26 protein-coding genes and 1 pseudogene are annotated in these 26,904 nt (G+C 56.9%); 8 read left to right on the top strand and 19 right to left on the bottom strand.

Annotated elements, in window-relative coordinates; all coding sequences use genetic code 11:
• The 8 genes from ttcA to ACR0BD_RS18780 all read left to right on the top strand — a co-directional run bounded on the left by ttcA (position 1) and on the right by ACR0BD_RS18780 (position 7,965).
• Positions 1-894: a tRNA 2-thiocytidine(32) synthetase TtcA gene (ttcA, locus tag ACR0BD_RS18815; RefSeq protein ID WP_480832724.1), complete on the top strand. Its 894-nt coding sequence runs from the start codon at positions 1-3 to the stop codon at positions 892-894.
• Positions 895-964: 70 nt separating this feature from the next.
• Complete coding sequence (locus ACR0BD_RS18810) at positions 965-2,506, top strand: putative bifunctional diguanylate cyclase/phosphodiesterase (RefSeq protein WP_480832722.1); 1,542 nt, start codon at positions 965-967, stop codon at positions 2,504-2,506.
• A gap of 123 nt (positions 2,507-2,629) precedes the next feature.
• On the top strand, positions 2,630-4,459 hold the full coding sequence (yidC, locus tag ACR0BD_RS18805; RefSeq protein WP_480832720.1) for a membrane protein insertase YidC: 1,830 nt from the start codon (positions 2,630-2,632) through the stop codon (positions 4,457-4,459).
• Entirely contained in the window at positions 4,456-5,193 is a 738-nt protein-coding gene (locus ACR0BD_RS18800; protein ID WP_480832719.1) for an MOSC domain-containing protein, read from the top strand. The genes yidC and ACR0BD_RS18800 overlap by 4 nt, the downstream gene beginning before the upstream one ends.
• Positions 5,190-5,843, top strand: a complete 654-nt coding sequence (gene yihA, locus ACR0BD_RS18795; protein ID WP_480832717.1) for a ribosome biogenesis GTP-binding protein YihA/YsxC — start codon at positions 5,190-5,192, stop codon at positions 5,841-5,843. Before ACR0BD_RS18800 ends, yihA begins: the two co-directional genes overlap by 4 nt.
• Positions 5,844-5,902: 59 nt before the next feature.
• Positions 5,903-6,766 carry an acetylglutamate kinase gene (gene argB, locus ACR0BD_RS18790; protein WP_480832715.1) on the top strand — a complete coding sequence of 288 codons (864 nt, stop codon included), beginning with the start codon at positions 5,903-5,905 and terminating at the stop codon, positions 6,764-6,766.
• Positions 6,767-6,814: 48 nt separating this feature from the next.
• On the top strand, positions 6,815-7,471 hold the full coding sequence (locus ACR0BD_RS18785) for a ferredoxin (RefSeq protein ID WP_480832713.1): 657 nt from the start codon (positions 6,815-6,817) through the stop codon (positions 7,469-7,471).
• Entirely contained in the window at positions 7,468-7,965 is a 498-nt protein-coding gene (locus ACR0BD_RS18780; protein WP_480832711.1) for a SixA phosphatase family protein, read from the top strand. The genes ACR0BD_RS18785 and ACR0BD_RS18780 overlap by 4 nt, the downstream gene beginning before the upstream one ends.
• A gap of 48 nt (positions 7,966-8,013) precedes the next feature.
• Here ACR0BD_RS18780 and ACR0BD_RS18775 read toward each other — a convergent pair whose 3' ends face one another.
• The 19 genes and pseudogenes from ACR0BD_RS18775 to rplO all read right to left on the bottom strand — a co-directional run bounded on the left by ACR0BD_RS18775 (position 8,014) and on the right by rplO (position 26,760).
• On the bottom strand, positions 8,014-8,805 hold the full coding sequence (locus ACR0BD_RS18775) for an amino acid ABC transporter ATP-binding protein (protein WP_480699698.1): 792 nt from the start codon (positions 8,803-8,805) through the stop codon (positions 8,014-8,016).
• 12 nt (positions 8,806-8,817) lie between these two features.
• Complete coding sequence (locus tag ACR0BD_RS18770; RefSeq protein ID WP_480832709.1) at positions 8,818-10,116, bottom strand: amino acid ABC transporter permease; 1,299 nt, start codon at positions 10,114-10,116, stop codon at positions 8,818-8,820.
• Positions 10,117-10,119: 3 nt separating this feature from the next.
• Positions 10,120-11,355: an amino acid ABC transporter permease gene (locus ACR0BD_RS18765; protein ID WP_480832707.1), complete on the bottom strand. Its 1,236-nt coding sequence runs from the start codon at positions 11,353-11,355 to the stop codon at positions 10,120-10,122.
• A gap of 125 nt (positions 11,356-11,480) precedes the next feature.
• Positions 11,481-12,497: an amino acid ABC transporter substrate-binding protein gene (locus ACR0BD_RS18760; RefSeq protein ID WP_480699704.1), complete on the bottom strand. Its 1,017-nt coding sequence runs from the start codon at positions 12,495-12,497 to the stop codon at positions 11,481-11,483.
• Positions 12,498-12,704: 207 nt separating this feature from the next.
• Positions 12,705-13,412: an ATP12 family chaperone protein gene (locus ACR0BD_RS18755; protein ID WP_480832705.1), complete on the bottom strand. Its 708-nt coding sequence runs from the start codon at positions 13,410-13,412 to the stop codon at positions 12,705-12,707.
• 4 nt (positions 13,413-13,416) lie between these two features.
• Positions 13,417-14,088, bottom strand: a complete 672-nt coding sequence (locus ACR0BD_RS18750; RefSeq protein ID WP_480832704.1) for an HAD-IA family hydrolase — start codon at positions 14,086-14,088, stop codon at positions 13,417-13,419.
• Positions 14,085-15,128 carry an RluA family pseudouridine synthase gene (locus ACR0BD_RS18745; RefSeq protein WP_480832702.1) on the bottom strand — a complete coding sequence of 348 codons (1,044 nt, stop codon included), beginning with the start codon at positions 15,126-15,128 and terminating at the stop codon, positions 14,085-14,087. The genes ACR0BD_RS18750 and ACR0BD_RS18745 overlap by 4 nt, the downstream gene beginning before the upstream one ends.
• A 122-nt stretch (positions 15,129-15,250) precedes the next feature.
• Positions 15,251-16,561: a replication-associated recombination protein A gene (locus tag ACR0BD_RS18740; RefSeq protein ID WP_480832700.1), complete on the bottom strand. Its 1,311-nt coding sequence runs from the start codon at positions 16,559-16,561 to the stop codon at positions 15,251-15,253.
• On the bottom strand, positions 16,558-17,943 hold the full coding sequence (locus ACR0BD_RS18735) for a trypsin-like peptidase domain-containing protein (RefSeq protein ID WP_480832698.1): 1,386 nt from the start codon (positions 17,941-17,943) through the stop codon (positions 16,558-16,560). The genes ACR0BD_RS18740 and ACR0BD_RS18735 overlap by 4 nt, the downstream gene beginning before the upstream one ends.
• A gap of 171 nt (positions 17,944-18,114) precedes the next feature.
• Complete coding sequence (locus tag ACR0BD_RS18730; protein ID WP_480832696.1) at positions 18,115-19,005, bottom strand: DUF2950 family protein; 891 nt, start codon at positions 19,003-19,005, stop codon at positions 18,115-18,117.
• A 1-nt stretch (position 19,006) separates the two neighbouring features.
• A pseudogene (locus ACR0BD_RS18725) lies at positions 19,007-20,302 on the bottom strand (DUF3300 domain-containing protein).
• Positions 20,303-20,420: 118 nt separating this feature from the next.
• Positions 20,421-20,843: a 50S ribosomal protein L17 gene (rplQ, locus tag ACR0BD_RS18720; RefSeq protein WP_480832694.1), complete on the bottom strand. Its 423-nt coding sequence runs from the start codon at positions 20,841-20,843 to the stop codon at positions 20,421-20,423.
• Between the two features lie 118 nt (positions 20,844-20,961).
• Positions 20,962-21,978: a DNA-directed RNA polymerase subunit alpha gene (locus ACR0BD_RS18715; protein ID WP_058276312.1), complete on the bottom strand. Its 1,017-nt coding sequence runs from the start codon at positions 21,976-21,978 to the stop codon at positions 20,962-20,964.
• Between the two features lie 115 nt (positions 21,979-22,093).
• A complete protein-coding gene (rpsK, locus tag ACR0BD_RS18710) occupies positions 22,094-22,483 on the bottom strand; it encodes a 30S ribosomal protein S11 (RefSeq protein WP_008757289.1) in 390 nt (129 codons plus the stop codon).
• Between the two features lie 15 nt (positions 22,484-22,498).
• On the bottom strand, positions 22,499-22,867 hold the full coding sequence (rpsM, locus tag ACR0BD_RS18705) for a 30S ribosomal protein S13 (RefSeq protein ID WP_170332212.1): 369 nt from the start codon (positions 22,865-22,867) through the stop codon (positions 22,499-22,501).
• Between the two features lie 208 nt (positions 22,868-23,075).
• Complete coding sequence (locus ACR0BD_RS18700) at positions 23,076-24,092, bottom strand: DUF1254 domain-containing protein (RefSeq protein ID WP_480832693.1); 1,017 nt, start codon at positions 24,090-24,092, stop codon at positions 23,076-23,078.
• 79 nt (positions 24,093-24,171) lie between these two features.
• Positions 24,172-24,816 carry an adenylate kinase gene (locus ACR0BD_RS18695; RefSeq protein ID WP_480699722.1) on the bottom strand — a complete coding sequence of 215 codons (645 nt, stop codon included), beginning with the start codon at positions 24,814-24,816 and terminating at the stop codon, positions 24,172-24,174.
• Positions 24,813-26,177 (bottom strand): preprotein translocase subunit SecY, encoded by a 1,365-nt coding sequence (secY, locus tag ACR0BD_RS18690; protein WP_480699724.1) that lies wholly within the window; start codon positions 26,175-26,177, stop codon positions 24,813-24,815. Before secY ends, ACR0BD_RS18695 begins: the two co-directional genes overlap by 4 nt.
• Before the next feature lie 109 nt (positions 26,178-26,286).
• Positions 26,287-26,760, bottom strand: coding sequence for a 50S ribosomal protein L15 (gene rplO / locus ACR0BD_RS18685; protein WP_480699725.1), 474 nt, complete (start codon positions 26,758-26,760; stop codon positions 26,287-26,289).
• Between the last annotated feature and the right edge of the window lie 144 nt (positions 26,761-26,904).

Raw genomic sequence — 26,904 nt, 5'->3', positions numbered from 1 at the left:
ATGTTTGACGAAGCTGACGATATCCACCCGCTTTTTGCTGGCGCACCTTCCTCTACCGAGTTCAAGAAACTGCGGAAACGCATCGTGCGCCAGACCCGTGAAGCGATTGAGCAGTACGGGATGGTGGACGCGTCTGTTCATGAAAAGGGCGGCAAGACGCCCCGCTGGCTGGTCTGCCTGTCAGGCGGCAAAGACAGCTACACTCTGTTGGCTGTGTTGTACGAGCTGAAATGGCGTGGATTGCTGCCCGTCGATCTTCTGGCCTGCAATCTGGACCAGGGGCAACCGGGTTTTCCGGCGACCGTTCTGCCTGAATTTCTGGAGCGCATGCGCGTACCCCATCGCATCGAGTATCAGGATACATACTCGGTCGTAATGGACAAAGTTCCGCAGGGAAGAACCTATTGTGCGCTGTGCTCTCGCCTGCGCCGCGGGAATCTGTACCGGATCGCGCGGGAAGAAGGCTGTTCGGCAGTTGTGTTGGGCCATCACCGCGACGATATCCTCGAGACGTTCTTTATGAACCTCTTCCATGGCGGGCGTCTGGCAACGATGCCTCCAAAGCTGGTGAACGAAGAAGGCGATCTGTTCGTCTATCGCCCTCTTGCCCACGTGGCCGAGGCCGATTGCGAAAAATTCGCGAAGACCATGAACTATCCTATTATTCCTTGCGATCTTTGTGGCAGCCAGGACGGGCTGCAACGTCAGCAGGTAAAGCAGATTCTGGATCAGTGGGAAAAGAACAGCCCAGGGCGGCGTCAGGTCATGTTCCGCGCGTTGACCAATGCCCGTCCCTCGCATCTTTTGGACCCCAAACTGTTCGATTTTGCAGGCCTCTCGCTGGATCCGCAGGAAAAAGACAAAAATGCGGGTGAAATTCCACAGCTGCGTTAACGTCTGACTCAGATTGGTTTCCTAGGGTTACCCCAAGCGCGCGACGCCCAAGGGAAAGGTCTGTAATCTGATGCGGAAAAAAATCTCGGCCAACAGAGTTCTTGACATTCTGACCACCACGTTCAGTGGCCCGCAAGCCTTGGCTTTCGTTCCTGCTATAACCCTCGCTGCTTTCTGGACCGGGGGCGAAATCGCTTTGGCAGTCGTGGCCCTGACGCTGCCCGTGATCGTGGCAATCGCGTCCACACTGTCTGAACGGCTCTCCTCAGCTAACGGTCACACTGAAACAGGCGGTTTGAAAACCCTTGGCGCTTTCGCGAGCGAGATGGAGGTCTTTTTCAAAGCGGGCTGCAATCTGCGCGAGGAAGCCGCCTGCATGATTGTTGCCATAGACAATTTTGATGCGTTTCTGGAATTGCATGGGAATGCCGCGGCCAATCATCTTGCCGACCAGTTTTGCGGCCGCGTTCAATCAGCCGTTCGATCCAACGACATTGCTGCACGTTTGGATCAGGACAAGATTGCGATTGGCTTGCACCCCTCAAAACACCTGGATCTTGAGGCGTGTATTCAAATGTCAGGGCGCATACAGACCGCGGTTGAGGAGCCGGTAAATCTTAACGGTAGCGGCACTTATGTGTCTTGTTCCGTCGGGTTCAGCCTGCTCACAAGTGTCCGCGACGAGGGGTTTCAAGCATGGATAGATGCCGCCACAGCCGCGTTGTCCGAGGCGCAGCGTACCGGACCATCAACCATTCGCGCCTATTCCAGCGAAACGAAGAGGCGTTCGCGCATTCGCGCAAATTTACGCAAAGACTTTGACGCCGCTTTGGACAGCGGGGAAATCCGGCCTTGGTTTCAGCCTCAGATATCAACGGATACGGGTCGGGTCACAGGGTTCGAGGCTTTGGCCCGCTGGGAACATCCGCAAAAAGGCGTTCTGGGCCCACACATTTTTCTGCCTTTCGCTGAACAGGCCGAGTTGATGGAGCGACTGGGACAGGCCATGCGGCACCATGCTTTCGCGGCAATGCGCGCATGGGATCGCGCAGGGGTCGTTGTCCCCAGAATTGGCGTGAACTTTTCATCTGATGAGTTGCGCGATCCCGCTCTGATCGACCGGCTGAAATGGGAACTGGACCAAAACGACCTGACCCCGGACCGATTGGCTGTCGAGGTGCTTGAGACCGTGTTTTCGCGCCGTCCAGATGATGTCATCACCCGGAATGTCACCAGCTTGTCGGAACTGGGATGTTGCATTGACCTCGATGATTTCGGCACAGGTCACGCTTCGATTGCGTCGATCAAACGCTTCGATGTCTCGCGCATCAAGATAGACCGGTCTTTCGTCGCAAAAGCGGACCGGGATGCCAGCCAACAGCAACTGGTCAGCGCCATTCTGACAATGGCAGAACGGTTGAATGTCGAAACGCTGGCCGAAGGCGTAGAGACGCCAGGCGAACATGCCCTGATGGCGCAACTTGGCTGCGACCATGTGCAAGGGTTCGGGATCGGTAAGCCGATGCCGTTTGAAAAGACCCTCGACTGGATCGCCGCGCATCAGAACAAGGTTCAGGGTGTTCCTGAAATTGGGCGGAAGGCGGGCCGATAATCGCCGGAATCCGTCACAAAAGGCCCATCCGCGACGGTTTGACAGGCGAATCCGCTTGACCTTTGGGGCTGCACTCTGTTGAACCCACCGAGTGTGTTTCACTGCTTAAGGTGGCTGTCCCAGATGGACGATCAGAATAAGAACCTCATCCTCGCAACCGCGCTCAGCTTTCTCGTGATCCTGGTTTGGTTCGTGCTGTTCCCACCGCCCGAGCAAACTGCAGTCACCGATCAGGCCGAAATCAGCGCCACCGGAGCCAACGAGGTTCAAACGCCCAGTGCAACCAGCACAGGCGCGACCGGCGAAGCGACGGCTGCGGCCGAGGAAACACTGCCTGACGCCGAAGCCCCACGGGTTGAAATCGATACCCCCCGCCTGAAAGGCAGCCTGTCCTTGTCCGGCGGCCGGATCGATGAGCTGTTCCTGAAAGACTACAAGGTCTCAATCGAGGAAGGCGCGCCGATTGTCGAATTGCTTTCACCGGTCGGCTCGGAATCTGCCTATTACGCATTGTACGGCTGGGCCCCCGGTGCTGGCGTAGCCGGTGAGGACGTGCCCGGTCCGAATACTCTGTGGACGCTGGAAGATGGTGAGACATTGGGTGTGGACACACCCATCACACTGGTCTGGGAAAATGGCAACGGACTGACATTTCGCCGGACGATTACGGTTGATGAGAACTACATGTTCGACGTCACCCAATCTGTTGAAAACAACACGCAGTCCGAAGTCGGAATGGCCCCATACGGGATTCTTGCCCGTCACGGCATCGGTGAAGATGGCGATCTGCCAGACCTGAAGAACTTCTTCATCCTGCATGAAGGCGTGATGGTCATGGCCGACGGCGTTCTGGACGAGATCGATTATGGCGACGTCCGTGATTTTGACATCGACCCGAACGAACGCGCGCAGGCCGAAGTGTTCCAAGTCAAAGAAGGCGGCTGGGTCGGGTTCACCGATCACTATTGGATGACCACCCTGATCCCCGAGGAAGGGTCCGCCTTTAAAGCCGCCGCGAAATACGACGCGCGGCGCAAGATTTATCAGACCGAAACGGTTCTGCCGACGCTCAGCGTTGCGCCGGGCACCACCGAAGAAGTCACGACACGTCTGTTCGCTGGTGCCAAGGAATGGGAAACCATCCGCGAATACCAGGGAGAAGGCGTTCAGAAGTTCATCGACAGCATTGACTGGGGTTGGTTCTATTTCCTGACCAAGCCGATTTTCTGGTTGCTGCACAACATCAACGCCCTGATCGGCAACATGGGCTGGTCCATCATCGGCCTGACTTTGATCATCAAGGCGATCCTGTTCCCGTTGGCTTTCAAATCCTACGTCTCGATGGCCAAGATGAAGGAACTGCAGCCGCAGATGGAGGCTTTGAAAGAAGCCGCGGGCGACGATCGCCAGAAGATGCAGCAAGGCATGATGGAATTGTATAAGAAAGAAAAGGTGAACCCCGCCGCGGGCTGCCTTCCGATCTTGATGCAAATCCCGATCTTCTTCTCACTCTACAAGGTGATCTTTGTCACGATCGAACTGCGTCAGGCCCCTTGGTTCGGCCCTTTCCAGGACCTGAGCGCACCTGACCCGACCTCGATCATGAACCTGTTCGGCCTGCTGCCTTTTGCAGGGCCGCAGCCGGAAACGTTCTTGGCGCTGATCTTTATTGGTATCTTGCCGCTGTTGCTGGGTATCTCAATGTGGCTGCAGCAGAAACTGAACCCGGCGCCAACCGACCCGACGCAAGCGATGATCTTTGCTTGGATGCCATGGGTATTCATGTTCATGCTGGGCAGCTTTGCCAGCGGTCTGGTCGTCTACTGGATTGCAAACAACACGATCACCTTTACGCAGCAATACCTGATCATGCGCAGCCAGGGCTACAAACCGGACGTATTTGGCAACATCAAATCCGGGTTCAAGCGTACGCCAAAGACGGATGACAAATGACAGGTAAAGTGACCAGCCTCTGGCGGCACCCTATCAAAAGCCATGGCCGCGAAGCTGTGCAGACCGTAACAATGACCCCCGGACAGACCATGCCCGGGGATCGCATTTGGGCGGTTGCGCATGAGGCATCTAAAGCGGATGGATCAGAATGGGCACCCTGTCAGAATTTCAGCCGAGGTTCAAAAGCGCCCGGTCTGATGGCAATATCCGCGGAAACGGACGGGGACATGGTCACGCTCCGGCATCCAGATCTCAAGGACATCTGCTTTCAGCCAGATACAGAGCAGGATGCGTTCCTGGATTGGGTCAAACCTCTGATGCCCGCTGACCGTGCGGCCTCGGCCCGCATTGTCCGTGTGCCGGGGCGCGGCATGACCGACAGCGATTATCCATCCGTCAGTCTGTTCAACATGGCGTCGCATCGGGCGGTAGAACAGAAATTGGGGACGCAGCTGTCGATAAAACGTTGGCGGGGCAACATCTGGTTTGATGGCCTGCCTTTGTGGGAAGAGTTTGAATGGCTGGACCGCGAGGTTCAGATCGGTGAAGCGGTGTTCGTTGTGCGCGAACGCATTACGCGGTGCCTTGCAACGACGGCGAACCCAGAAACCGGTGCGCGCGATGCCGATACGCTGGGCGCGCTGGATACATGGGGCCATCAGGATTTCGGTGTCTATGCCGAAGTGCTGCGCGGCGGCACTATCGAAATTGGCGACAAGGTGCATGTCTTATGACCACCCTGCCCTTCCCTTTGGCCGAAGACCCGGATGAATTTGCGATGGAACGCGGCCGCAAGCTGTTCGCGGGACCATCCGAGTTTGTTAAGGGCGTCGTCGCCATGAACGGTCTGCCAGCGCCAGACCGGCTGGAAGTCTGTTTTGCGGGGCGTTCAAATGTCGGGAAATCGAGCCTCATAAACGCCCTGACCGGAACAAAGGGGCTTGCGCGCGCGTCAAACACGCCCGGCCGCACACAGGAAATCAATTTTTTCACCCAAGGCCCTGAGCTTTATCTGGTTGACCTGCCCGGCTATGGCTATGCGAACGCACCGGTCAAGGTCGTGGAAAAATGGCAGCGCCTTCTCAAGCAGTACCTCAGCGGCCGACAAACCCTTCGCCGGGCCTTTGTCCTGATCGACGCACGCCATGGTGTAAAGCCGGTGGATGCCGAAATCATGAAGTTGCTGGATACCAGCGCCGTTACATTCCAGTGCGTGCTGACCAAATCGGACAAGGTCAAAGCCAAGGAACGTGCCCAGGTTCTTGAACAGGTGCGTGGTGCCTTGTCCAAACACCCGGCTGCTTTTCCGGAAATCGTTCTGACCTCGTCTGAAAAAGGCGACGGTATCCCAACGCTCCGCTCGATCATTGCGCATCTGGAATAGCTAAGCTCTTGGCAGCACCGTGCAAAGGCCCTAACACGGGACGTCAGAGGGACTTAGCCATGAAGACACGAGATATGAACCGGGACTGGATCGCTACCGCTGCAACCTTGAACAGCGCCTTGCCTTACCTGCAACGTTATGACGGGGCAATTGTGGTCATCAAGCTGGGTGGTCACGCCATGGGCAGTGATGAAGCGATGGAAAGCTTTGCCCGTGACGTGGTGCTCATGCGCCAGGTTGGCGTGAACCCGGTCATCGTGCATGGCGGTGGCCCGATGATCAACGCGATGCTCGACAAGCTGGATATCCAGTCCGAGTTTGTGGGCGGCAAGCGTGTCACGGACAAAGCCACCGTTGAAGTCGTTGAAATGGTGCTGTCGGGCCTTGTGAACAAGCGGATTGTACAGGCGATAAACGGTCAGGGCGGTTCAGCGGTTGGTCTTTCAGGAAAGGACGCGAACCTGATGATCTGCGATCAGACCGACCCGTCACTTGGATTTGTCGGCTCACCCTCGCAGATGAACCCAAAGGTTCTGCATGACCTGTTTTCACATGATGTGATCCCCGTGATTGCCCCGCTGGGTGCGGGTCGTGAGGGTGAAACATTCAACGTGAACGGCGACACTGCCGCTGGCGCGATTGCATCCGCTCTGAAGGCGGATCGTCTACTTTTGCTGACCGATGTCTCGGGCGTCAAAAACGCCGCTGGTGAGGTCGTGACCGAGCTCAAGGCAGGTCAGATCCGGGAAATGACGTTGGAAGGCACCATCGCGGGTGGCATGATCCCAAAAACCGAAACCGCGCTTGATGCGCTGCACAGCGGTGTTCGCGCGGTGGTTATTCTGGACGGGCGAGCACCCAACGCTGTGCTGCTTGAGCTTTTCACCGAACATGGGGCAGGATCGCTGATCCGGCCGGACTAAGAGACCATCAGAGAGGGCGCAGTGGAACATTCAAAGACCTCCGCGGATATGCCCAGCCTCGAATATTCCAACGTTGTGCGGGCAGCCGAAGCCGCCGGTCTGATCGTCATGGGCGCGCTACACCCGCGCGTTACTGACGCCAAGCAACTGGAAAACGGAACTCTCGTTCTATTAGGGGCCGCTGGCGCGTTCTGGCGGGTGCTTAAAGCATCACCGGAATGGGGTGGACCAGACCCGGTGGACCGATGGTCCACCCGCGTCATTGGCCAGATGGCACAGGATCTCGGGGCAACTCCGCATTTCCCATTTGGCGGCCCGCCCTACGCACCGTTCATAGATTGGGCGTTAAAGTCTGGTCGGACATTCAGCAGCCCGGTTGGCGCCTTGGTGCATGACACCGTGGGGATGCTAATCTCATACAGGGGCGCCCTGCATTTCAGCGGTGAGTTTGACATCCCGTCAAACACAGCCGAGTCCCCTTGTACAAACTGCCCGGCCCCCTGCACCACAGCTTGTCCGGTCCAGGCGCTCAACGCGCATAGCTTCTATGACGTCGCAACTTGCCATGACCACTTGTCCACCGATCAGGGGCAGACCTGTATGACCAGCGGCTGCCTTGCGCGCCTGTCCTGCCCGATCAGCAGCGGAGCGGGTCGCGACCCGGAGCAATCTGCGCATCACATGAAGGCCTTCCACCCATCATGAGCCTGACCTTAATCCTGACCCGCCACGCCAAGTCCAGTTGGGACGACCCAAACCTTGAAGACCATGACCGTCCCCTGAACAAACGCGGGCGAAAGTCGGCGCAGGCAATAGCGGGTTGGTTGCGCCAGAACGGCTGGATTCCAGATGAAGTGCTCAGCTCAACCTCTGCGCGGACACGGGAGACCTGGGATCAGATGGGCTTGCAAGCCGAGAAGATTTGTTTTCACCGCACCCTGTACCATGCAACGCCCGAAGACATGCTGATCGAATTGTCAGGGGCGACTGAACCAGTTGTGCTGTTGCTGGGTCACAACCCAGGCATCGCCGCTTTTGCCAGCCAAATCGTGCGCGACACCCCAAACCATGCACGGTTCTACGACTATCCCACTTGCGCGACCACGGTGATCCGCATGCCGATTGCCCAGTGGTCGGACGTTCAATGGCATATCGGAGAGGTTCTGGACTTCACCATCCCTCGCGAGTTGATGGCATAGAAAAAGGCGAGGCCAAAGCCCCGCCTTTCCCTGCTTATTAAACGCGTGTCAGTGACCCAGAATTTGGCTCAGGAACAACTTGGTCCGCTCGCTCTTCGGGTTATTGAAGAACTCTTCCGGTTCATTTTGTTCCACGATCTGCCCGGCATCCATGAATATCACGCGGTTGGCGACCTGGCGGGCAAAGCCCATCTCGTGCGTAACGCACAGCATGGTCATGCCTTCCTCGGCCAGCTCGATCATGGTGTCGAGCACCTCTTTGATCATCTCAGGGTCCAGCGCCGATGTTGGTTCGTCAAACAACATGATCCGCGGCATCATGCAGAGCGACCGGGCAATCGCCACGCGCTGCTGCTGACCACCTGAAAGCTGACCGGGATATTTCAGCGCCTGATCGGGGATCTTCACCTTTTCCAGGAAGTGCATCGCACGTTCTTCGGCCTCTTTCTTGGGCGTTTTACGCACCCAAATCGGGGCCAGCGTGCAATTCTCCAAAATGGTCAGATGCGGGAACAGGTTGAAGTGCTGGAACACCATGCCGACCTCGGACCGGATCTTGTCGATGTTCTTGAGGTCATTCGACAGCTCAGTCCCGTCCACCACGATCTTGCCCTGCTGGTGTTCTTCCAGCGCGTTCAGGCAGCGGATCAGAGTGGATTTGCCCGACCCTGACGGCCCCGCGATAACAATCCGCTCGCCCCGGTTGACGGTCAGATTGATGTCGCGCAGCACGTGGAAAGACCCGTACCACTTGTTCATACCGTTGATTTCGATGGCGACCTCGTCGCTCACCTGCATCTTGGAGCGGTCAATTTCGCGTTCTATTGCAAGTTCAGACATGTGTTGAACTCCTTAACGATGATCGGTGGCAAGGCGACGCTCGAGCCACTGAGAATATTGAGAGATGCCGTAGCAGACGACGAAGAATAGAAGCGCGGCAAAGCCAAAGAGCTCCCAATAGATGCCCTGCCATTCAGTCGACGCCAGGATTGGGCCTCGGATCATGCCCACCAAATCGAACATCGAGATGACCGAAACCAGTGTGGTGTCCTTGAACAGACCAACAGCCACGTTCACGATACCAGGGATGGAGATCTTCAACGCCTGTGGCAGAATGATCAGCCGCATCGCCTGCGGGTAATCCAGACCCAGACTGTCTGCTGCTTCGTATTGCCCACGCGGCAGCGCGGCCAGACCGCCCCGGATCACCTCGGCGATGTAAGCGGCCGAAAACATGGTGATCATGATCACCACACGCAGGAACAGGTCGACTGTGCTGTCTGGCGGGAAGAAATAGGACAGCATTACCGAAGCCACAAACAGTAACGTGATCAGTGGTACGCCCCGGATGAACTCGATGAAAATGACGCAAACCCACTTGATCAGCGGCATGTCTGATTGTCTGCCCAGAGCCAAAGCAATGCCTAGAGGCAGAGACAACGACACGCAAGTCAAGCCTAGCATCATATTCAGCATGAAACCGCCCAAGTCGCGGCTCGGCACCGCCGTCAGAAGCGCATTTTCCGACGCGCCTTCGGGGATCAGCGCCGCACCAACATTCCAGACAACCAAGGCGACGGCGATCGCGCCAAAGAAGCCCGCAGCGAAGCTGTTTTTGCCGAATTTCTGGAACACGAAACCGGCAGCGACACATCCAGCCAAAGCAACAAGCGGCGCTAGGATCGAACCGCCCCAGATCAGCCAAAAGGCAATGAACGGGTAAAGAGCTGTGAACACCAGCATTTTGCGTGGCAGGTCAAAGAACAGAACCGGCGCAATGGCAACTAACATAAGGACAAAAGCCAGGTTGGGCCGCCAATAGGCCTCCTCCGGGTATTTAAATCCGTAGATCAACTGGGGCCAACGCTCGGCCAAAACCGCAAAACATGCACCGGATTTCCCGGCAAGTATTTCCCGGCACTCAGCCAGAGAGTTGGCATTCCAGACCCCGTTAAAAATCCATGGCAACGTGTTTTTCAACAGCAGATAGATCAGGATCAGCGACAAGATTGTCAGGATCGAGTTCGAAACACCTGAGAACAGGTTGTCACGCATCCATTTTACAATGCCGGTTTGATTGGCTGGAGGCGGCGAGGGAGGGATCGTTCCGTCGGCAACGAAGGCGATCGAATTTGTGGTTTGATCAGCCATGGCTCAGCGCTCCTTCAACTTGACGGATGCGTTGTAGACGTTCATCACCATCGAGATCGTCAGCGAAGCCGTGAGATAAAACAGCATCAGCAGCAACACGCATTCAATCGCACGACCTGTCTGGTTCAATGTGATGCCACCCAATGTGGCGGTGATGTCGGCATATCCAACAGCAATCGCCAGCGACGAGTTCTTGGTGATGTTAAGGTATTGCGAGATCAAAGGCGGGATGATGACTCGAAGCGCTTGTGGCAGGATCACGAGGTTCATGATCCAACCCTGACGCAAACCCAGTGCGGCGGCGGCCTCTGTCTGACCTTTCGATATCGCCTGGATCCCTGCACGTACGTTTTCCGCGATGAAGGCACCTGTGTAAATCGACAGTGCAAACCAAAGTGCAATCAGCGGAGCCCCAATCTGAAGACCGCCACGGAGGTTGAACCGGTTCGCCAACGGATCAGGCAAGTCCCATGATAGACCCAATACAAAAAGCACGATGATCAGCGGCAGGAACCATATCCCCGTGTTCACCAACAGCGTATTCGGTCTGTCACCTGTTTTCTCTTGCTTGATCTGTGCGTTCTTGTTCACAAACCGCGTAGCGAAATAGGACGCGACCAACACAACAACCACCAGCAACCAATTGGCAACGCTGCTGCCGAAACCGCCAGTGAAAAACGGTAATGGAACGTAAATTCCACGGTTGGTAAAAGCAAAAAGCCCAAGCGCCAATCCGCGCTCGGCGTCCTCACCCAGATATGCTCTGGGTGCAGGCATCGCTGCGGTTATGATGAAGAAAATGATGAGGATCCAGATCAACACCGGAATATTCCGGAAAATCTCAACGTAGACCGCCATCAGCTTGGATACGAGCCAGTTATTTGACAGGCGCAGCACACCGGCGATGACACCGAATACCGTTGCCGTGATGCAAGCCAAAAAGGCAACAAGCAGCGTGTTCAGAATCCCAACAAGCGCAGCGCGAGCGTGGCTCGATTGGCTATTGTATTCAATCATGCGCTGGTTGATATCGTAACCAGCTGGATCGCCTAGGAATTCATAAGAGATATTCAGGCCCGCGGCCCGAAGGTTCTGGATCAGGTTGTTGCCTAGATACCAGATGCTCAACGTAATAACGATTGCCGCAATCACCTGAAAAGTAAGTGAACGATAGCGGGTATCGTTTATGAGCATAGACAACCGAAAGTCAGCTTTCGGTGGGTCAGTCATAGTCGACATATTATGGGATCCCCGTGCTTCTCGGACGCTTCCTTCCCGGCAGGGTTTTCCCCGCTCCCGAGCAGTCCGTAGCATTCTGTTTGGGAAAAAGGGCGCAGGTTACCCCACGCCCTTTTCAATGGATATTAGCGGAACGGCGGCGAGTACAGCAGGCCGCCTTCGGTCCACTGTGCGTTCAGGCCGCGTGCAAGACCGATCGGAGTTTCTTCACCGATGTTCTTGGCAAAGACTTCGCCGTAGTTACCACCGGCTTTGATCGCTTTCATCGCCCAGTCAGCATCCAGACCCAGCATCTCACCCAGAGTACCTTCGGTACCCAGCAGGCGGTTCACTTCGGGGTTGTTGGTGCCGGCTGCCATCTCGTCGATGTTGGCCGAGGTTACGCCCAGCTCTTCAGCCGAGACCAGCGCGTTCAGAGTCCAGCGGACAACGTCGCCCCACTCGTGGTCGCCGTGACGGACCAGCGGGCCCAGAGGCTCTTTCGAGATGATTTCGGGCAGCAGAACGTGCGCCGACGGATCTTCGAACGTGGCGCGGGTTGCGGCCAGGCCCGATGCGTCTGTGGTGTAGACGTCACATGCGCCAGCCAGATACTGCTGCTGCGCTTCAGCGTTGGTTTCGATCGGAACCGGCTCGTAGCTGATGTTGTTCGAGCGGAAGAAGTCCGCTAGGTTCAGCTCGGTGGTGGTGCCGGTCTGGATGCAAACGGTTGCGCCGTCCAGTTCTTTGGCCGAGCTTACGCCCAGTGCCTTGGGAACCATGAAGCCCTGACCGTCATAGTAGTTCACGCCCACGAATTCGAACTTCAGGTCGACGTCGCGGCTGAAGGTCCAGGTGGTGTTACGGGCCAGCATGTCGATCTCGCCCGAAGCCAGCGCGGTAAAGCGTGTTTTACCGGTCGTCGGAACAAATTCAACAGCGCTTGCGTCACCCAGAACGGCGGCAGCGACTGCGCGGCAAAGCGAGACGTCAAAGCCTTGCCATTCGCCATTCGCGTCGGGTGCGGCAAAGCCAACCAGACCGGTGGTCACACCGCAGTTCAGCTTACCGCGGGCTTTGACGTCGTCCACTGTGCCCGCCATGGCAGCACCTGCGGCCAGACCGGCAACTGTAGCCGCGCCCAAGATTACGGATTTTTTCATTTTTACCTCTTCCTGATTTTCCGCCCCGGTCCAGGGACGGTTCTGTCCGGCACCTCTGGCACCAGAAAGGTTACCCCAAAGGTGTCTCCCCTTTAGTGGGCATGAGTTTGGTCGCAATCATAAACAAACGTCAAGGGTCGGATCAGCGAAAACGATGGTTCAATCGACAGATGTTTGCACAAGCGGTGCAATTTCCGGCAACAGGGCTCAATCCGAGATATCAAAGAACCGTTTGGCGTGTAAAAAAGCCGCCTGTTTGACCAAAGCGGCCTCGTGCGCTTCGTCATCGTGGCCCCATTGTTCAATCTGCCAAAGCTCATCCAGCCTTGAGATTTCCCATATCTGCTCTGCGTCGCGCCACCCTTCTGTGGCCGCAAAGCCAAGGATCAGTGAGCCGGACAGGCTGACCAGATCGTGAAAAGCTGCAAGCTGGAAGTTGTTGAAATCATGGACTCGTTGGCGCAGGACCGCCAAGGCAGAACCGTCTTGTGGCTGGTGTAGAACACCCGCAACGGGCACCAATCGCGCGGAAAGTGTCTCTGCCGCCCAATCCAGTGCCGGGTCCCATTGGGTGGCCTGACGGTGCTGCAACTCCTGCGGGTGCGTGGCCCGGTAACATAACAGATCCGAATCGCCATAGTCGGCCAGCATATCTGCAACTTCAGCGTGCTGGCTTTGAACCTTGTCGATTGCGGCATTCGCCGACCGCGTGAACGGCATCACGGACGGGTCGATCTCTTTTTCCTGTGCGCCCCACTCTGCAGCGATTTCTTGTGCCATTTCGCGAGTGGGCACGACCAGACCCGCCTTGGCCGGTGTCTTGACCGGACGCCCGTCCAGCTGGATCGTAAACCCGCCATCCGTCTTAACCACGGCACTATCGGTCCAAAATCGCTTTGGTTTCCACTCGCTCATATCTTCAGGTCCAGATTTGCTCCAGCGCGCCCGGCAGCTGGTCGAAAGTTTCGATAATATGCGTCGCGCCATCCAGCGCCGGGCGATCATGATAGCCCCAGGTTACCCCAATCGCACTTACGTCGGCAGCCGCCGCCATATCCATATCAAAGCGCGTGTCACCGATCATCACGGTATCGGCCGCCTCAACCCCGGTTTCAGCGCGGGCAGTGTCTATCATCGACGGGTGCGGCTTGGACGGGTGATGATCTGCCACCTGCCGGGTCACGAAATACCCTTCTAGCCCGTGCCCTTCGATAAGCGCATTCAAACCACGCTGAGATTTTCCGGTCGCGACACCCAGTAATACCTCGGGGATCGCATGCAAAGCCTCAATAGCTTCCCGTGCACCGGGATAGAGCGGAGAACTCGCCACGCCCTGTTCCAACCGATGCGCGTGGTAAGCCTGTTTATACCCTTCGACCAACCGTTGCTGCGTTTTCTGGCTTTGGTCGGGAACCAGTTTCGCCATCGCGTCGGGTAAAGACAGACCAACAATGGACAAAACGGTTTTGCGGTCCGGAACCTGCAAGGAGAGCGCATCAAAACTGGCGGTCATTGCCGCAACGATACTGCCCTGACTGTCAACCAGCGTACCGTCGACATCAAACAGCACCAAACGCAGAGCTTTGCTCATTGCAATTCCTCAAACGGGTCCTCTGCGGCAAGATCCTCGGTCCAGCCGAACGCATCCCAACTGTGCTTGATATGATCGGGCAGCGGCGCTTTGATCGTGATTGTCTTGCGCGTCACAGGGTGCTGGAACGAGGCCTGCCGGGCATGCAGATGCAGCTTTTTGCTGATGATCCCGCCCAACTGAGCCCCCCAACCATCGCCGAGGTTCTCTTGCCCTGACCCGCCATACTTACCGTCACCAACGATCGGATGACCGATAGCCGCCATATGCGCGCGCAGCTGATGCGTCCGGCCAGTGATCGGCTCCATCGCAACCCAAGAAGCGCGACCAGCAACACGATAAAGTGTGGCATAGAGTGTATGGGCTCGTTTAGCGCCAGGCGTGTCGTTGATTTCATTCAGGTGCACGGCGATCATTTTTTCGCCCTCCCCCTGTTTGCCGTGCCCAGCTGCTTTGACCAGACCGGTCTTGATCTCTCCCAGATAGGGGGTCGGGACACCGGCCACCAAAGCCCAATAGATTTTGCGCGTGTCGCGGTGGCGGAATGCGGCTGTCAGACCCTTGGCAGCCTCACGCGTGCGCGCCAACAAAAGAACGCCTGACGTGTCTTTGTCCAGTCGATGCACAAGACGCGGGTTTTCGTCATATCCGAACCGCAAAGCCTCAGACAGGCTGTCCACATGCCGCGTCTGACCACTGCCGCCTTGAACCGGCAAACCGTGCGGTTTGTTGAGCGCCAGAACATGATCATCGCGGTAGATCACGCAAGATTGGATCATCTTTGCGTCCGCGTCCGAGATACGGCGCTTGACCTCAGCCGGTTTGTGATCTGCATCCGGCAATGGTGGAACACGTACTACCTGACCGACCTCAAGCCGGGTAGACGCCTTGACCCGGCCACCTTCGACCCGCAACTCACCCTTGCGGCACATCTTCTCGATACGGCCTTGGCTGACATGGGGAAACAGACGGCGCAGCCAACGGTCAATGCGCTGGTCGCCATCGCCCTCTGCCACTGTGATCATCTGTACGCCGCTCATACCGGTATCCCCTGTGCCGCGCACATCGGGTGCCCGGCTTGCATGTCAGTAAGTGTCCAAGAAAACATGCGCGTCTCTGGCGTGCGACGGGCAAAGAGTCAAGCAGGTCTGGTATCTGTGGCCTATTGGTTTCGCTGGGCGCGCAGTTTGGCGAAATAATCCAGACGTTTCTTCAACTCACGTTCGAAACCACGCTCAACAGGTTGGTAGAGGTCAGGGCGTTCCATCCCATCGGGAAAGTAATTCTGTCCGGAAAAGGCATCTTCGGCATCGTGGTCATAGGCGTAACCTGCCCCGTACCCCTGATCCTTCATAAGCGAGGTCGGCGCGTTCAGAATATGCTTGGGCGGTGGCGCGCTGCCGGATTGTTTTGCCAGTCGCATGGCAGACTTGAACCCCACATAAGCGCCGTTTGATTTAGGGGCGAGCGCCAGATAAACCAAGGCCTGCGCCAAAGCCAACTCTCCCTCTGGCGAGCCGAGCCGCTCATATGTCTCCCATGATTGCAGGCAGATCGCCTGTGCTTGCGGGTCTGCCAAGCCGATATCCTCGACGGCCATGCGCGTTATGCGCCGCGCCAGATATCTGGGGTCTTCGCCGCCTGTCAGCATCCGCGCGAACCAATACAACGCCGCGTCAGGGTCTGATCCCCGCACTGATTTATGCAAGGCCGAGATCAGGTTGTAATGTTCATCTCCGGACTTGTCGTATTTGGCAGCCCGACGCATCAACCGGGTCGACAAAGCATCAGGATCAAGCGGAGCGTCCACCTTCCACGCGGCGATCTGTTCGATCAGGTTCAACAGCGCCCGCCCGTCCCCATCCGCCATTTCCTGTAGCGCGTCACGGGCCTGACCTGTCAAAGGCAAGGAGCGGTCCAGTTCTTTTTCGGCCCGCTGGGTCAGACGCTCAAGATCAACAAGGCTGAGCCGTTCCAGAACCAGGACCAGAGATCGGCTCAGTACCGCGGCATTCAGTTCAAAGGATGGGTTTTCTGTGGTGGCCCCGACCAGAAGGATTGTTCCGTCTTCCATATGAGGCAGGAACCCATCCTGCTGCGCCTTGTTGAAGCGATGGATTTCGTCAACAAACAGCAGAGTACCCTGCCCATTCTGGCGGCGTATTTTTGCAGCCTCGAACACTTTTTTAAGATCTGGAACACCAGTGAAAATCGCGCTGATCTGAACGAAATGCAGATCGGTTTCCTGTGCCAAAAGACGTGCGATGGTGGTTTTACCGACACCGGGCGGACCCCAGAAAATCAGACTGGATAAGCTTCCCGACGCCAGCATCACCCCCAACGGCGCATCTGGACCCAGCACTTGTTCTTGCCCAATCACTTCGGACAGGGCCCGCGGGCGCAGACGGTCGGCAAGCGGCCGATGTCCGGACGGTGCAGGTTGGGTTTCCCCGGTATCGAACAGATCACTCACAGGCGAAACCGAAGCGATACAGATCGCCCGCCGCGCAAAAGGTCGAATTGCAGTCTGCGGCCCGGATCGGTCAGCGCATTCGTCACATCATCCGGGTGTTCCACTTTCACTCCATTCACACCGTTCACCACATCACCCACACGCAGCCCGGAACGCCCGCCATACGGCCCCGCATCGACCACCACGACACCTGTCTGCGACAGACTTAACCCCAATCGGGCAATAACCGCCGGGTTAATGCGCGAAACGGTCAGGCCCGGCATGACCGTTTGCTCGCCCAGCGTCGTTTCGTCGGCGGGCGGCGTCTCGGGCGGGGGGATCAAGGCAACCTTGACCTGGTCACTTTGCCCGCCGCGCAAGCGGGACAACTCGGATGTTCCACCGACACCGGCAACCGACATCCGGAACTTCATCTCGGCCGGAGAGTTCACCTCATCCCCGTCAACATGTGTCACAACATCGCCCACGCGCAACCCGGCCTCGGCCAATGGGCTCAGTGGATGCAGATCGGAAATGACCACGCCCAGTGGTATGACCAGACCCAAAGACTCCGCGATATCAGCGCTCATGTGTTGACCGCCCATACCGGCCCAGGGGCTGACAAAACGATCGTTGCCTGCTTTGGCTTGCCGCAAAAACTCGGCCACCAGATTGGCCGGGATAGCGAAACCTATGCCGTTTGATCCGCCCGAGCGTGTCAGGATGGATGTGTTGATACCGATCAGATCGCCGTTCACGTCAATCAACGCACCACCCGAATTGCCCGGGTTGATCGCGGCGTCGGTCTGAATAAAGTAACCACGGGCATTACCCGTAGCCGTGCCAGTGCGCGCCAAACCAGAGATGATGCCCGAAGAGACCGTCTGCCCGACACCAAACGGGTTGCCGATCGCCAGCGCCAATTCCCCAACCTCTACATGATCGGAATCGCGCAGTTTCAAAAACGGAAGGTCCTCGGCGTCATCCAGACGCAGAATGGCGATATCGCTTTCCTTGTCACCCAGAACAACCTGCGCCGAAAACTCCCGCCTGTCCGTCGTCACAACGCGTATTTCGGTGGCCAATCCAACGACGTGATAGTTCGACACGACATAACCGTCTTGCGACAGGATCACGCCGGAACCCAGCGAGTTCTGAACGCGCTGACGCGGTTCGTTGAACCCCCGACCAAAGAAATCCTGAAAGAATGGGTCCGAGAACAGCGTATTTGCCCGCCCTTGCCGCACGATCTTTGCATAGATGTTCACAACCGCCGGTGAGGCCTGTTTGACAACCGGCGCAAATCCAAGGGAGATTTCGGCTTGGGATTGTGGAACGCGTGTTTCAGCCCAAAGGGGCGCAGAACAAGCAATGAAAATGGCAATCAGTGTCGCGCGAAACATGCATAACCTCGGCAAGCGTCGTTGCCGTTGGATATGCGGCTGCTGGCGATGTAATGCAAGCGTCGGCACGGTACTAACGCTTAGTAACACTGGCATGGTCAGAGTGCTTTTGCCCTGAGCGTTCGTGGCCGATATCGAAACGGGGCTTAGCAACTACGGAAGACTTATGAGCTACTCGACCGGCGACCAATCCGGGCCGGGGTCATAAACGCCGATCTGATCCGCACGGTCCAATGTCTCGGGGCCAAGGTCCGCTTCGTATACGACGCCATTTTCACCCACCAGAAACGAGTGTATGCCTGTCTCACCATAGTCTGCGGGAACTGCAAGCATCGCATGTCCGCCGACGAAATGATCGCCTATGAAATAGGAATACGCACCGCCCGCAGCATTTGGTCCCTGCCCGTCCAGAATGGTGTAATAATACCCCAGAAACGGCTCTGCCTCATAATCGCTTTCTCCGTCGCTCCACCCTGCTGCTGCAGCACGCGCAAGAGCTGCGCCAACGAAGCTGTCCTCGTCTGGCCAGAACAGCCCATCACGTTGGCCGGGGCTTGAGATGATGGTTCGCGCGAATTCCATCACACCGTCGTCGTTGTGATCGACCAGCCGGAAAGCGGCCTGAAGATCGACATAGGCCTCAAGCAGCTCGATAACTTCCAACTCATTCAGACCAATCTCGCGCGCGGCAAGCTCCTCTATTCCGGCGTCCAGATCAAACTGCCACTGCGCGCCATCACGTACGATCGGGATTGGAAATGGCCAAGCGTCTTCCCCCAAAAGCAGCAAGACGCCATCGTCCTGCGGCTGAAAGCGGTACCCTTCCGAATAGAGACCCAGTACTTCTTCTCGCCGTTGGCGGTCCTCTCGCAGATCACCTGTCCCGATCAGATCGGCTGCGTCCGGGCCAAAGACTTGCAACAGCTGGCTTTGATCCCCCGCCTCCAGCGCACCGACAAAAGCGTCGAGCGCGGCTTGTGGCGTGTCATATCGCGCGGCGTCTGCCCAAGCAGATCCACTTGTGGCGACCAGAACAGAGAAGGCTAGAAATGAATTGCGCATGTTATCTTCCCCGCTTTGCCTTGGCTGCACGCCCGCGCTGGGATGCTTTTTGCGTTCTGCCACCCGACGCGCTTTTCTTCATCGCCTTACCTTTCGAGGTACTGGCTTTTCGCTGCGTGGTCGTGGGCTTTTTCTGGACCTGAGGCTTTTGCTTCACAGGTTTCTTTGCGGTCGTCGGTGGTTGCTTGGTGCGATCAACGGCGCGCTGTTTCGCGGCTGCCTTATCCACGTCGACGCCCCCGCGGTTCACCTTGGGCAATGGCTTGTTCTGGCCGCTCCGACCCGCCAGGGCACCACCGGCGACAGCACCGGCCCCAACGGCAGCTGCCGCGCCACCGCGGCTGATATCCACCGCCCCGGATTCCTTGCTGAGTTTGGCGCGCAATTCATCTGTTCGACCGTCGGGCCGGTTAATGGGAATATCCCCGCGCCCTCCTTCGGGTCGCTTGTGGTCGGCGATCTTGTCACGCGCCTGATTTTTTCGATCGGGGTCTGGCTGCCAACCAATTTCCGTCCGGTCGCCCAAATCAATTTCGTTGCCAATATTGACGTTGCCATCAATGTCTATGTCGATATCCGGGTTCCTGATAATCGGCTGACCATTCCATCCGCCACAGTTTCGGCATCCCCAATAACCATACCAGTCGTCGTCATCGTCAAAAATCTCGTCGATAAGCGCAACTGTGCCGAACGTGATCAAAGCCGCGCCAACAATATCTCCGGTGGACGGGCCAGTATAAACGGTCTGCGGATTATACTGCGGAACGTAAACCGTCTCCGTGTTTGTCGGTGTGATTACGACGGTGTCATCGTTGCTGACTTCGACGGTTTGTTCCGGCCCGGACACCAAGGCCCCACTGTTGATCGCCTGATCGCGCATGACCTGCACCGCATCCATAACGTCATCAGATTGCGCCAGCATTGCCGTGCCCATCGTTTCGGTCCAGTCGATATGCGTGGCCATTTACCCGACAACCTCGGGAAATGCAGTCGCCAGAACGGTTACCGAGGGGTCCCAACCCATCGCGTCAATCTCGGGCTCCAGCTCGACCGGGTCACGATCGGCATTATCCAGCAAAAACCGCTCGGCTTTCACGATTTCCAAGGGCTGTGTGGCCGCGACAAAAATCTGGATCAACAAGGTATCAGGATAGAGCGCAACCGGAGCTACAAGCGTTTGCAATTCCGCATCCGTCAAAAGATCAGAGGGCGCGCCCTCGGCGTCTTCAGATGCTTCCTGTGCGGACAGAGCAGTCGAAAGGCACAAAGCGAAAACAAAAGCGGTTAATCTAAACATATTGCAATCCTTCAATTCCTTGAAGGATCACCCAAGTTTTCGATTCTCGCAACTCAACACATAAAAAAAACCCTGCGCCCAAGACGCAGGGGTTCCAATCAAAAACGCTGAGCGTTTCTTATTCTTCGTCTGCGGCCTCTTCGGCTGCAACGCGAGCTTTGTCCGCCGCGCCTTTGGCATCGATGTCACGGTCAACGAATTCGATGATCGCCATCGGTGCCATGTCGCCATAGCGGAAGCCTGCTTTCAGGATACGGACGTAGCCGCCCTGACGCTCGGCATAGCGGGGGCCCAGAACGTCGAACAGCTTCGCGACGTCTTTGTCTTCTTTCAGCTGTGCTGCGGCCTGACGGCGGGCGTGCAGGTCGCCGCGCTTACCCAGGGTGATCAGTTTTTCAACGATCGGGCGCAGTTCTTTTGCCTTGGGCAGAGTTGTTTTGATTTGCTCATGCTCGATGAGCGATCCAGCCATGTTCGCAAACAGAGCTTTGCGGTGCTCATGAGTACGGTTCAGGCGGCGGTAACCACGTGCGTGACGCATTTTCTAGTTCCTTCTTTCGCGTTTTGCTTTGTCTGGCCGGCGATGCGTGTCACCGGCTCTCCTTGGGGCATCATCGCCCTTGTATTCCCCGGCAGCCCGGGCATTGAGGAAGACGCGTTTAGAACGCGTCTTCGAATTTCTTCGCCAGATCTTCGATGTTGTCGGGCGGCCAGTCCTCGACATCCATGCCGAGGTGCAGACCCATGCCGGACAGCACTTCTTTGATCTCGTTCAGCGACTTGCGGCCGAAGTTCGGGGTGCGCAGCATCTCGGCTTCGGTCTTCTGGATCAGATCGCCGATGTAAACGATGTTGTCGTTCTTCAGACAGTTTGCCGAACGGACCGACAGTTCCAGCTCGTCCACTTTCTTCAGCAGCAACGGGTTGAACTCCAGACCATCGTCTTCGTCCTGGCGGCCAGCCGATTCCGGCTCGTCGAAGTTGACGAAGATCGACAGCTGGTCCTGCAGAATACGTGCGGCAAAGGCCAGCGCGTCTTCCGGCGTGATCGAACCGTCGGTTTCGATCTTCAGGGTCAGCTTGTCATAGTCCAGAACCTGACCTTCACGGGTCGGCTGAACGTCATAGGCAACCTTTTTGACCGGCGAATAGATCGCGTCGATCGGGATCAGGCCGATAGGTGCATCTTCCGGCTTGTTCTTCTCAGCCGAGACATAGCCTTTGCCGGTGTTGACGGTAAGCTCCATGAACAGGTCGGCACCATCGTCCAGGTGGCAGATGACGTGATCGCGGTTCAGAACCTCGATACCGGCGCTTTCGCTGATGTCGCCAGCGGTAACGACTGCGGGGCCTTTGGCATTGATCGACAGACGCTTGGGGCCTTCGACTTCCATGCGCAGGGCAACCTGCTTGAGGTTCAGGATGATGTCGGTGACGTCTTCGCGGACACCTGCAACCGAGGAGAACTCGTGCAGGACGTTGTCGATCTGAACGCTGGTGATGGCCGCGCCTTGAAGCGAGCTCATCAGAACGCGGCGCAGCGCGTTACCCAGAGTCAGACCAAAGCCACGCTCAAGCGGTTCAGCAACCAGGGTTGCCTGACGCGCAGGATCGTTGCCCGGCTTACCTTCCAGCTGGGTCGGCTTGATCAATTCTGCCCAATTCTTGTGGATCATGTAATCCCTCCATTCCTGTCCGCGCCCCATGACCAACAAGGTGCAGACGCCCGAGGTTCAAAATGACGTGCTGGGGCCGTGCAAAAACACGGGCCCCAGCTCAATTCAAAATCGCTTAGACGCGGCGGCGCTTCGGCGGGCGGCAGCCATTGTGCGCAATCGGCGTCACGTCGCGGATCGACGTGATGTTGAAGCCCACGGCAGCCAGCGCGCGCAGAGCCGATTCACGACCCGAACCGGGGCCCTGAACTTCGACTTCCAGCGTCTTGACGCCATGTTCCTGCGCCTTTTTGCCTGCGTCTTCTGCAGCCATCTGAGCGGCATAAGGCGTCGATTTCCGCGAACCTTTGAAGCCCATGGTACCGGCAGACGACCACGAGATGGCGTTGCCCTGTACGTCCGAGATCAGGATCTTGGTGTTGTTGAAGGTCGAGTTCACATGGGCAACGCCCGATGCGATGTTCTTACGCTCTTTGCGCTTAACGCGAGTCTTATCACGTGCCATCGGTCAGACCCTCCCTTATTTCTTCTTACCAGCAATGGCCTTTGCGGGGCCTTTGCGAGTACGAGCATTGGTGTGGGTACGCTGACCGCGAACCGGCAGGTTGCGGCGGTGACGCAGACCGCGATAGCAGCCCAAGTCCATCAGGCGCTTGACGTTCATCTGAACTTCGCGACGCAGATCGCCTTCGACGGTGAAGTTTTCGTCGATGTATTCGCGAATTTTCAGAACTTCGGCGTCGGACAGTTCGTTGACGCGACGGGTCGCTTCAATGCCCACGGCTTCGCAGATCGCTTTGGCCGAGGTGTTGCCGATACCGGTGATATATGTGAGGGCGATTGGTACCCGCTTTGCAGTCGGGATGTTTACGCCGGCAATACGTGCCACGTGTCACTTTCCTTTTCGTTGCGGTTCCGTAACTCCAGAACCTTTTTTCACAACGCTTTACCGTGGCAGTGTCGCCAGAGGGTTCAGCATTTTCTGATATGATCATGTGAACGGTTCACCCGCGCACAATTCGATTCTCTTCCGAGATAGCGTCCAATAGTGGTGCGCGACCCGCGCGTCAAGCGCAGATCGCGTTTTCATAATTAATTCACCCTGCGGGCTCGATTTCAGGGAACGTCCATGTCCCGTCAATCACGTCGGGCGCGGGTTGGTAGAGACGCACGGTATAGTTCCACCCCTCCATAATCGGCACGCAATTCAGGCGACCATCCTCGCACGCTCCGAAATGCACCGTCATGGACCCGTTCGGGTTTCTGTCCCCCGTGACCGAGTTGATCACGTAAACGCCCAGATCATTCTCTTCAAAGAATCCAGCCGCATTATACAGGCTCACGGACCAAAACGCGCCTACGGGAACTTCGGCGGGAACCTCAATCTTGAACGCGCCAAGACCGAGGCCCGGTTCGACGTTCAGGTAGAACGCCTGCTCCTCGGGCAAACCACCCCAGCCAAAACCCGTGCCCAGCAGGTGGCGCACAGGGTCAACGGCATCCTGCGGCCCGAACGTGGCGGTGCTGTCGGGCGAGAATCGCGCAAGCTCCAACACTGCACTCAGAACCTCGTCAAAAGCATCCTTGTCGTAATGTGCTTCGTCAAAAGGACGGTTGGAATTGGCCTGCAGCGTTACCTCATCCTGCAGCGCGGTCACTTTGGCTATGTCCTCGGGGTCTTCAGAGTCGACCAGGTACCGAAACAGCAACGCAACATAGGGTGTATCGAACTGATCAACGCTCAGCTCATATGTCCCGCCGCCCAAGAACACATCATTGACGTAGTGATCCTGATTGACCACCTGAACCGAAACATAGCGATCGCCGGTGTCCGGCACAGTCAAAACTGCACCTTCCGAGATATCAACCACCGCCATACTATAAAGTGTATCCCGGTTCATTCGGATCGTCGGCTGCCTGTCCAGCGGTGTCGGCTCACGCACATGGAACAGAGCGTTTACGCTGCCCGATTGCGCTAGGTATTTCCGAAACTCGATATCAGTCGCCGCGCGGACAAAGTTGTCGATCGTCACCGGTGTAGAATCCGCACTTGCACCGATCGCGGACACCGTCAGAACCGACGCCACCGCGAGCATTTTCAGCACTACGCTCATATCTATCTCCCAATAAAAAATGCGCGCGTCCGAAGGAGTGATACCCCGTCACACGCACGCATTCAATTATTAAGAGATGTTACCTTAGGGCAGCCTTGATCGCGTCCCGGACCTCTTCAATCTCGCCCAGACCATTGATTTTGGTCAACTGACCCTTGGCGTAATAATAGCCAATCAGCGGCGAGGTCTTTTTGTAGTATTCCATCAAGCGGGTTTTGAGGCTTTCCTCATTGTCGTCCGCACGACGTTTGAAGTCATTCTCTTTGCCGCAATTGGTGCATTTTCCATCGGCAGGGATCGGCTTGGTGATGTCGTTATAGACCTCACCACATCCGCCACATGTGGACCGCGCAGTGATACGTTCGACCAAAGCCGCGTCGTCGACTTCCATCTCGATCACAGCGTCCAGGCTATTGCCTGTGCTCTCAAGCAGCTCACCCAAGGCATCCGCCTGCGCCAACGTACGGGGGAAGCCGTCAAAGATGAAACCACCTTCGGCGCCTTGATCCAGCTTTTCGCGGATCAGGCCGATGACAATCTCATCCGTCACAAGCTGACCCTTTGCCATCACTTCAGCAACGCGGTTGCCCATTTCGGTGCCGCTGTCCTTGGCCTCACGCAGCATGTCACCTGTGCTCAGCTGAACCATGCCGCGGGTTTCAACAAGGTGACGCGCTTGCGTGCCTTTGCCTGCCCCCGGGGGGCCAAGAAGAATGATGTTCATCGACGAGCAGCTCCCTTTCTGCCGCGTTTCTTACCTTTGCCGCGCAGTTGGGACTTTTCGATCAACCCTTCATATTGATGCGCCAGCAAATGGCTCTGGACCTGCTGGATCGTGTCCATGGTCACCGAGACGATAATCAGAACCGAGGTGCCGCCGAAATAGAACGGGATGGCAAACTGGCCCCGTAGAATTTCAGGCAACAGACAGACCGCCGCCAGATAGGCCGAACCCAGAACCAGAACACGGTTGACCACGTATTCCAGATACTCGGCTGTTTTCTTTCCCGGACGGATACCCGGCACAAAGCCGTTCTGCTTTTTCAGGTTGTCCGCCACATCGTCCGGTTTGAACGACACGTTGAACGTATAGAAATAGGCAAAGAACACGATCATCGAGGCGAAGAACAACAGGTACAACGGCTGTCCGGGTCCAAAGTTGGCCAGCAGCCACGACATGACCGGCCCATTGGTAGCCCCCGACGAGAAGGTCGAGATCGTCACCGGCAACAGCAGCAGCGAGCTGGCAAAGATCGCCGGGATAACGCCCGCCGGGTTCACTTTGACCGGCAGGTGGCTAGAGCCGCCTTCGTAGATCTTCATACCGGCCTGACGGCGCGGGTATTGAATGTGGATTTTACGCAGGGCGCGTTCCATGAAGACCACAAAGGTAATCACGGCAATCACCATCACGATCACACCAATGATCACGGCAGGGCTGATTGCACCCGAACGGCCCGAGGCGAAGAACTGTGCCAGAGCGGCCGGAACTTCGGCGATGATGCCCACGAAGATAATCAAAGAGATACCGTTGCCGATGCCGCGTGCGGTGATCTGCTCACCCAGCCACATCAGGAACATGGTGCCGCCGACCAGAGTAATCATGGTGGACAGACGGAAATACAGGCCCGGATCGGTCGCAAGATCACCGGATTCAAGCGAAACGGCCAGACCATAGGCCTGAACGGTGGCCAGCGCCACAGTGCCGAAACGCGTATATTGGTTGATCTTTTTGCGACCCTGCTCACCCTCTTTCTTGAGCTGTTCGAGCGCGGGAACCATGGAAGTCAGCAGCTGCACGATGATCGAGGCCGAGATGTAGGGCATGATGCCAAGGGCAAAGATACCCATTCGCCCCAGCGCCCCGCCGGTGAACATCGAAACCATGCCGCCGATGCCTTGCCCCGCCTGTTCCATGAATTCACGCAGCGCTTGCCCGTCAATCCCCGGCACCGGAATAAAGGTGCCCAGACGATAGACGATCAGCAAACCCAGCGTGAACAGAATGCGGTTGCGCAGATCGGTGGCTTTACCAAGGGCAGACCAGCTTGTGTTGGCTGCCATTTGTTCTGCTGCTGATACCATAAATCGGTCTCTCTTATGAAAACGCCGCCCGGAACCGTTTTCCGGCTCGGGCGGCGTCTGGGAAAACTTATTGGTCTATGTAAGCGGGTCTTGGCCCGCTCACAAGCGCTTACTCTGCCGCAGCAGCTTTTGTGACCGTCAGTGAACCGCCCGCTTTCTCAACTGCCTCGACGGCAGATTTCGAAGCACCCGTCACTTCAAGGTTCACTTTGGCGGTGATTTCGCCCTTGGCCAGAACGCGGACACCGTCCAGCTTGCGGCGCACCAGACCAGAGGCAACCAGTGCGTCCTCGGTGATCGCGGCTTTGGCGTCCAGCTTGCCTGCATCGACAAATTTCTGGATCAAGCCCAGGTTGATAACCGCGAATGCCTTGCGGTTCGGCTTGTTGAAGCCACGCTTGGGCAGACGCTGATAGAGCGGCATCTGGCCGCCTTCGTAGCCATTGATGGCCACACCCGAACGGGATTTCTGGCCTTTGATACCACGGCCACCCATTTTACCTTTGCCGGAACCCGGACCACGGCCAACGCGGGTGCGTTTCTGGCTGGCGCCAGGATTGTCGCGCAATTCGTTCAGTTTCATTTCGCTTCTCCTTAGCCGGATGTGATCCCCGAAGCGTGATGGATCAACCACGGCATTTCTTGGTTTTGATTCTCATGGCAACAAAGCCACCGCAGCCCGATACAGCGTTGTGTCAAAGGATGCAAGTTTTGATCGCACCTTGTG

This window comes from Ruegeria sp. G5 (assembly GCF_056533365.1).
Note: the sequence above shows the minus strand (reverse complement) of the source record. Positions and strands in the feature narration are given on the sequence as shown.

Coding starts and splice junctions, on each gene's coding strand:
- ACR0BD_RS18765 (WP_480832707.1), bottom strand. CDS start 11,355: ATGTCGACTATGACTGACCCACCGAAAGCTGACTTTCGGTTGTCTATG.
- ACR0BD_RS18745 (WP_480832702.1), bottom strand. CDS start 15,128: ATGAGCGGCGTACAGATGATCACAGTGGCAGAGGGCGATGGCGACCAG.
- ACR0BD_RS18800 (WP_480832719.1), top strand. CDS start 4,456: ATGACAGGTAAAGTGACCAGCCTCTGGCGGCACCCTATCAAAAGCCAT.
- ACR0BD_RS18760 (WP_480699704.1), bottom strand. CDS start 12,497: ATGAAAAAATCCGTAATCTTGGGCGCGGCTACAGTTGCCGGTCTGGCC.
- secY (WP_480699724.1), bottom strand. CDS start 26,177: ATGGTATCAGCAGCAGAACAAATGGCAGCCAACACAAGCTGGTCTGCC.
- rpsK (WP_008757289.1), bottom strand. CDS start 22,483: ATGGCACGTGATAAGACTCGCGTTAAGCGCAAAGAGCGTAAGAACATC.
- ACR0BD_RS18755 (WP_480832705.1), bottom strand. CDS start 13,412: ATGAGCGAGTGGAAACCAAAGCGATTTTGGACCGATAGTGCCGTGGTT.
- ACR0BD_RS18735 (WP_480832698.1), bottom strand. CDS start 17,943: ATGTTTCGCGCGACACTGATTGCCATTTTCATTGCTTGTTCTGCGCCC.
- ACR0BD_RS18810 (WP_480832722.1), top strand. CDS start 965: ATGCGGAAAAAAATCTCGGCCAACAGAGTTCTTGACATTCTGACCACC.
- ACR0BD_RS18785 (WP_480832713.1), top strand. CDS start 6,815: ATGCCCAGCCTCGAATATTCCAACGTTGTGCGGGCAGCCGAAGCCGCC.
- ACR0BD_RS18730 (WP_480832696.1), bottom strand. CDS start 19,005: ATGCGCAATTCATTTCTAGCCTTCTCTGTTCTGGTCGCCACAAGTGGA.
- ACR0BD_RS18715 (WP_058276312.1), bottom strand. CDS start 21,978: ATGATCCACAAGAATTGGGCAGAATTGATCAAGCCGACCCAGCTGGAA.
- yidC (WP_480832720.1), top strand. CDS start 2,630: ATGGACGATCAGAATAAGAACCTCATCCTCGCAACCGCGCTCAGCTTT.
- ACR0BD_RS18770 (WP_480832709.1), bottom strand. CDS start 10,116: ATGGCTGATCAAACCACAAATTCGATCGCCTTCGTTGCCGACGGAACG.
- yihA (WP_480832717.1), top strand. CDS start 5,190: ATGACCACCCTGCCCTTCCCTTTGGCCGAAGACCCGGATGAATTTGCG.
- ACR0BD_RS18695 (WP_480699722.1), bottom strand. CDS start 24,816: ATGAACATCATTCTTCTTGGCCCCCCGGGGGCAGGCAAAGGCACGCAA.
- ACR0BD_RS18750 (WP_480832704.1), bottom strand. CDS start 14,088: ATGAGCAAAGCTCTGCGTTTGGTGCTGTTTGATGTCGACGGTACGCTG.
- ACR0BD_RS18700 (WP_480832693.1), bottom strand. CDS start 24,092: ATGAGCGTAGTGCTGAAAATGCTCGCGGTGGCGTCGGTTCTGACGGTG.
- ttcA (WP_480832724.1), top strand. CDS start 1: ATGTTTGACGAAGCTGACGATATCCACCCGCTTTTTGCTGGCGCACCT.
- rplO (WP_480699725.1), bottom strand. CDS start 26,760: ATGAAACTGAACGAATTGCGCGACAATCCTGGCGCCAGCCAGAAACGC.
- ACR0BD_RS18780 (WP_480832711.1), top strand. CDS start 7,468: ATGAGCCTGACCTTAATCCTGACCCGCCACGCCAAGTCCAGTTGGGAC.
- rplQ (WP_480832694.1), bottom strand. CDS start 20,843: ATGCGTCACGCACGTGGTTACCGCCGCCTGAACCGTACTCATGAGCAC.
- argB (WP_480832715.1), top strand. CDS start 5,903: ATGAAGACACGAGATATGAACCGGGACTGGATCGCTACCGCTGCAACC.
- ACR0BD_RS18775 (WP_480699698.1), bottom strand. CDS start 8,805: ATGTCTGAACTTGCAATAGAACGCGAAATTGACCGCTCCAAGATGCAG.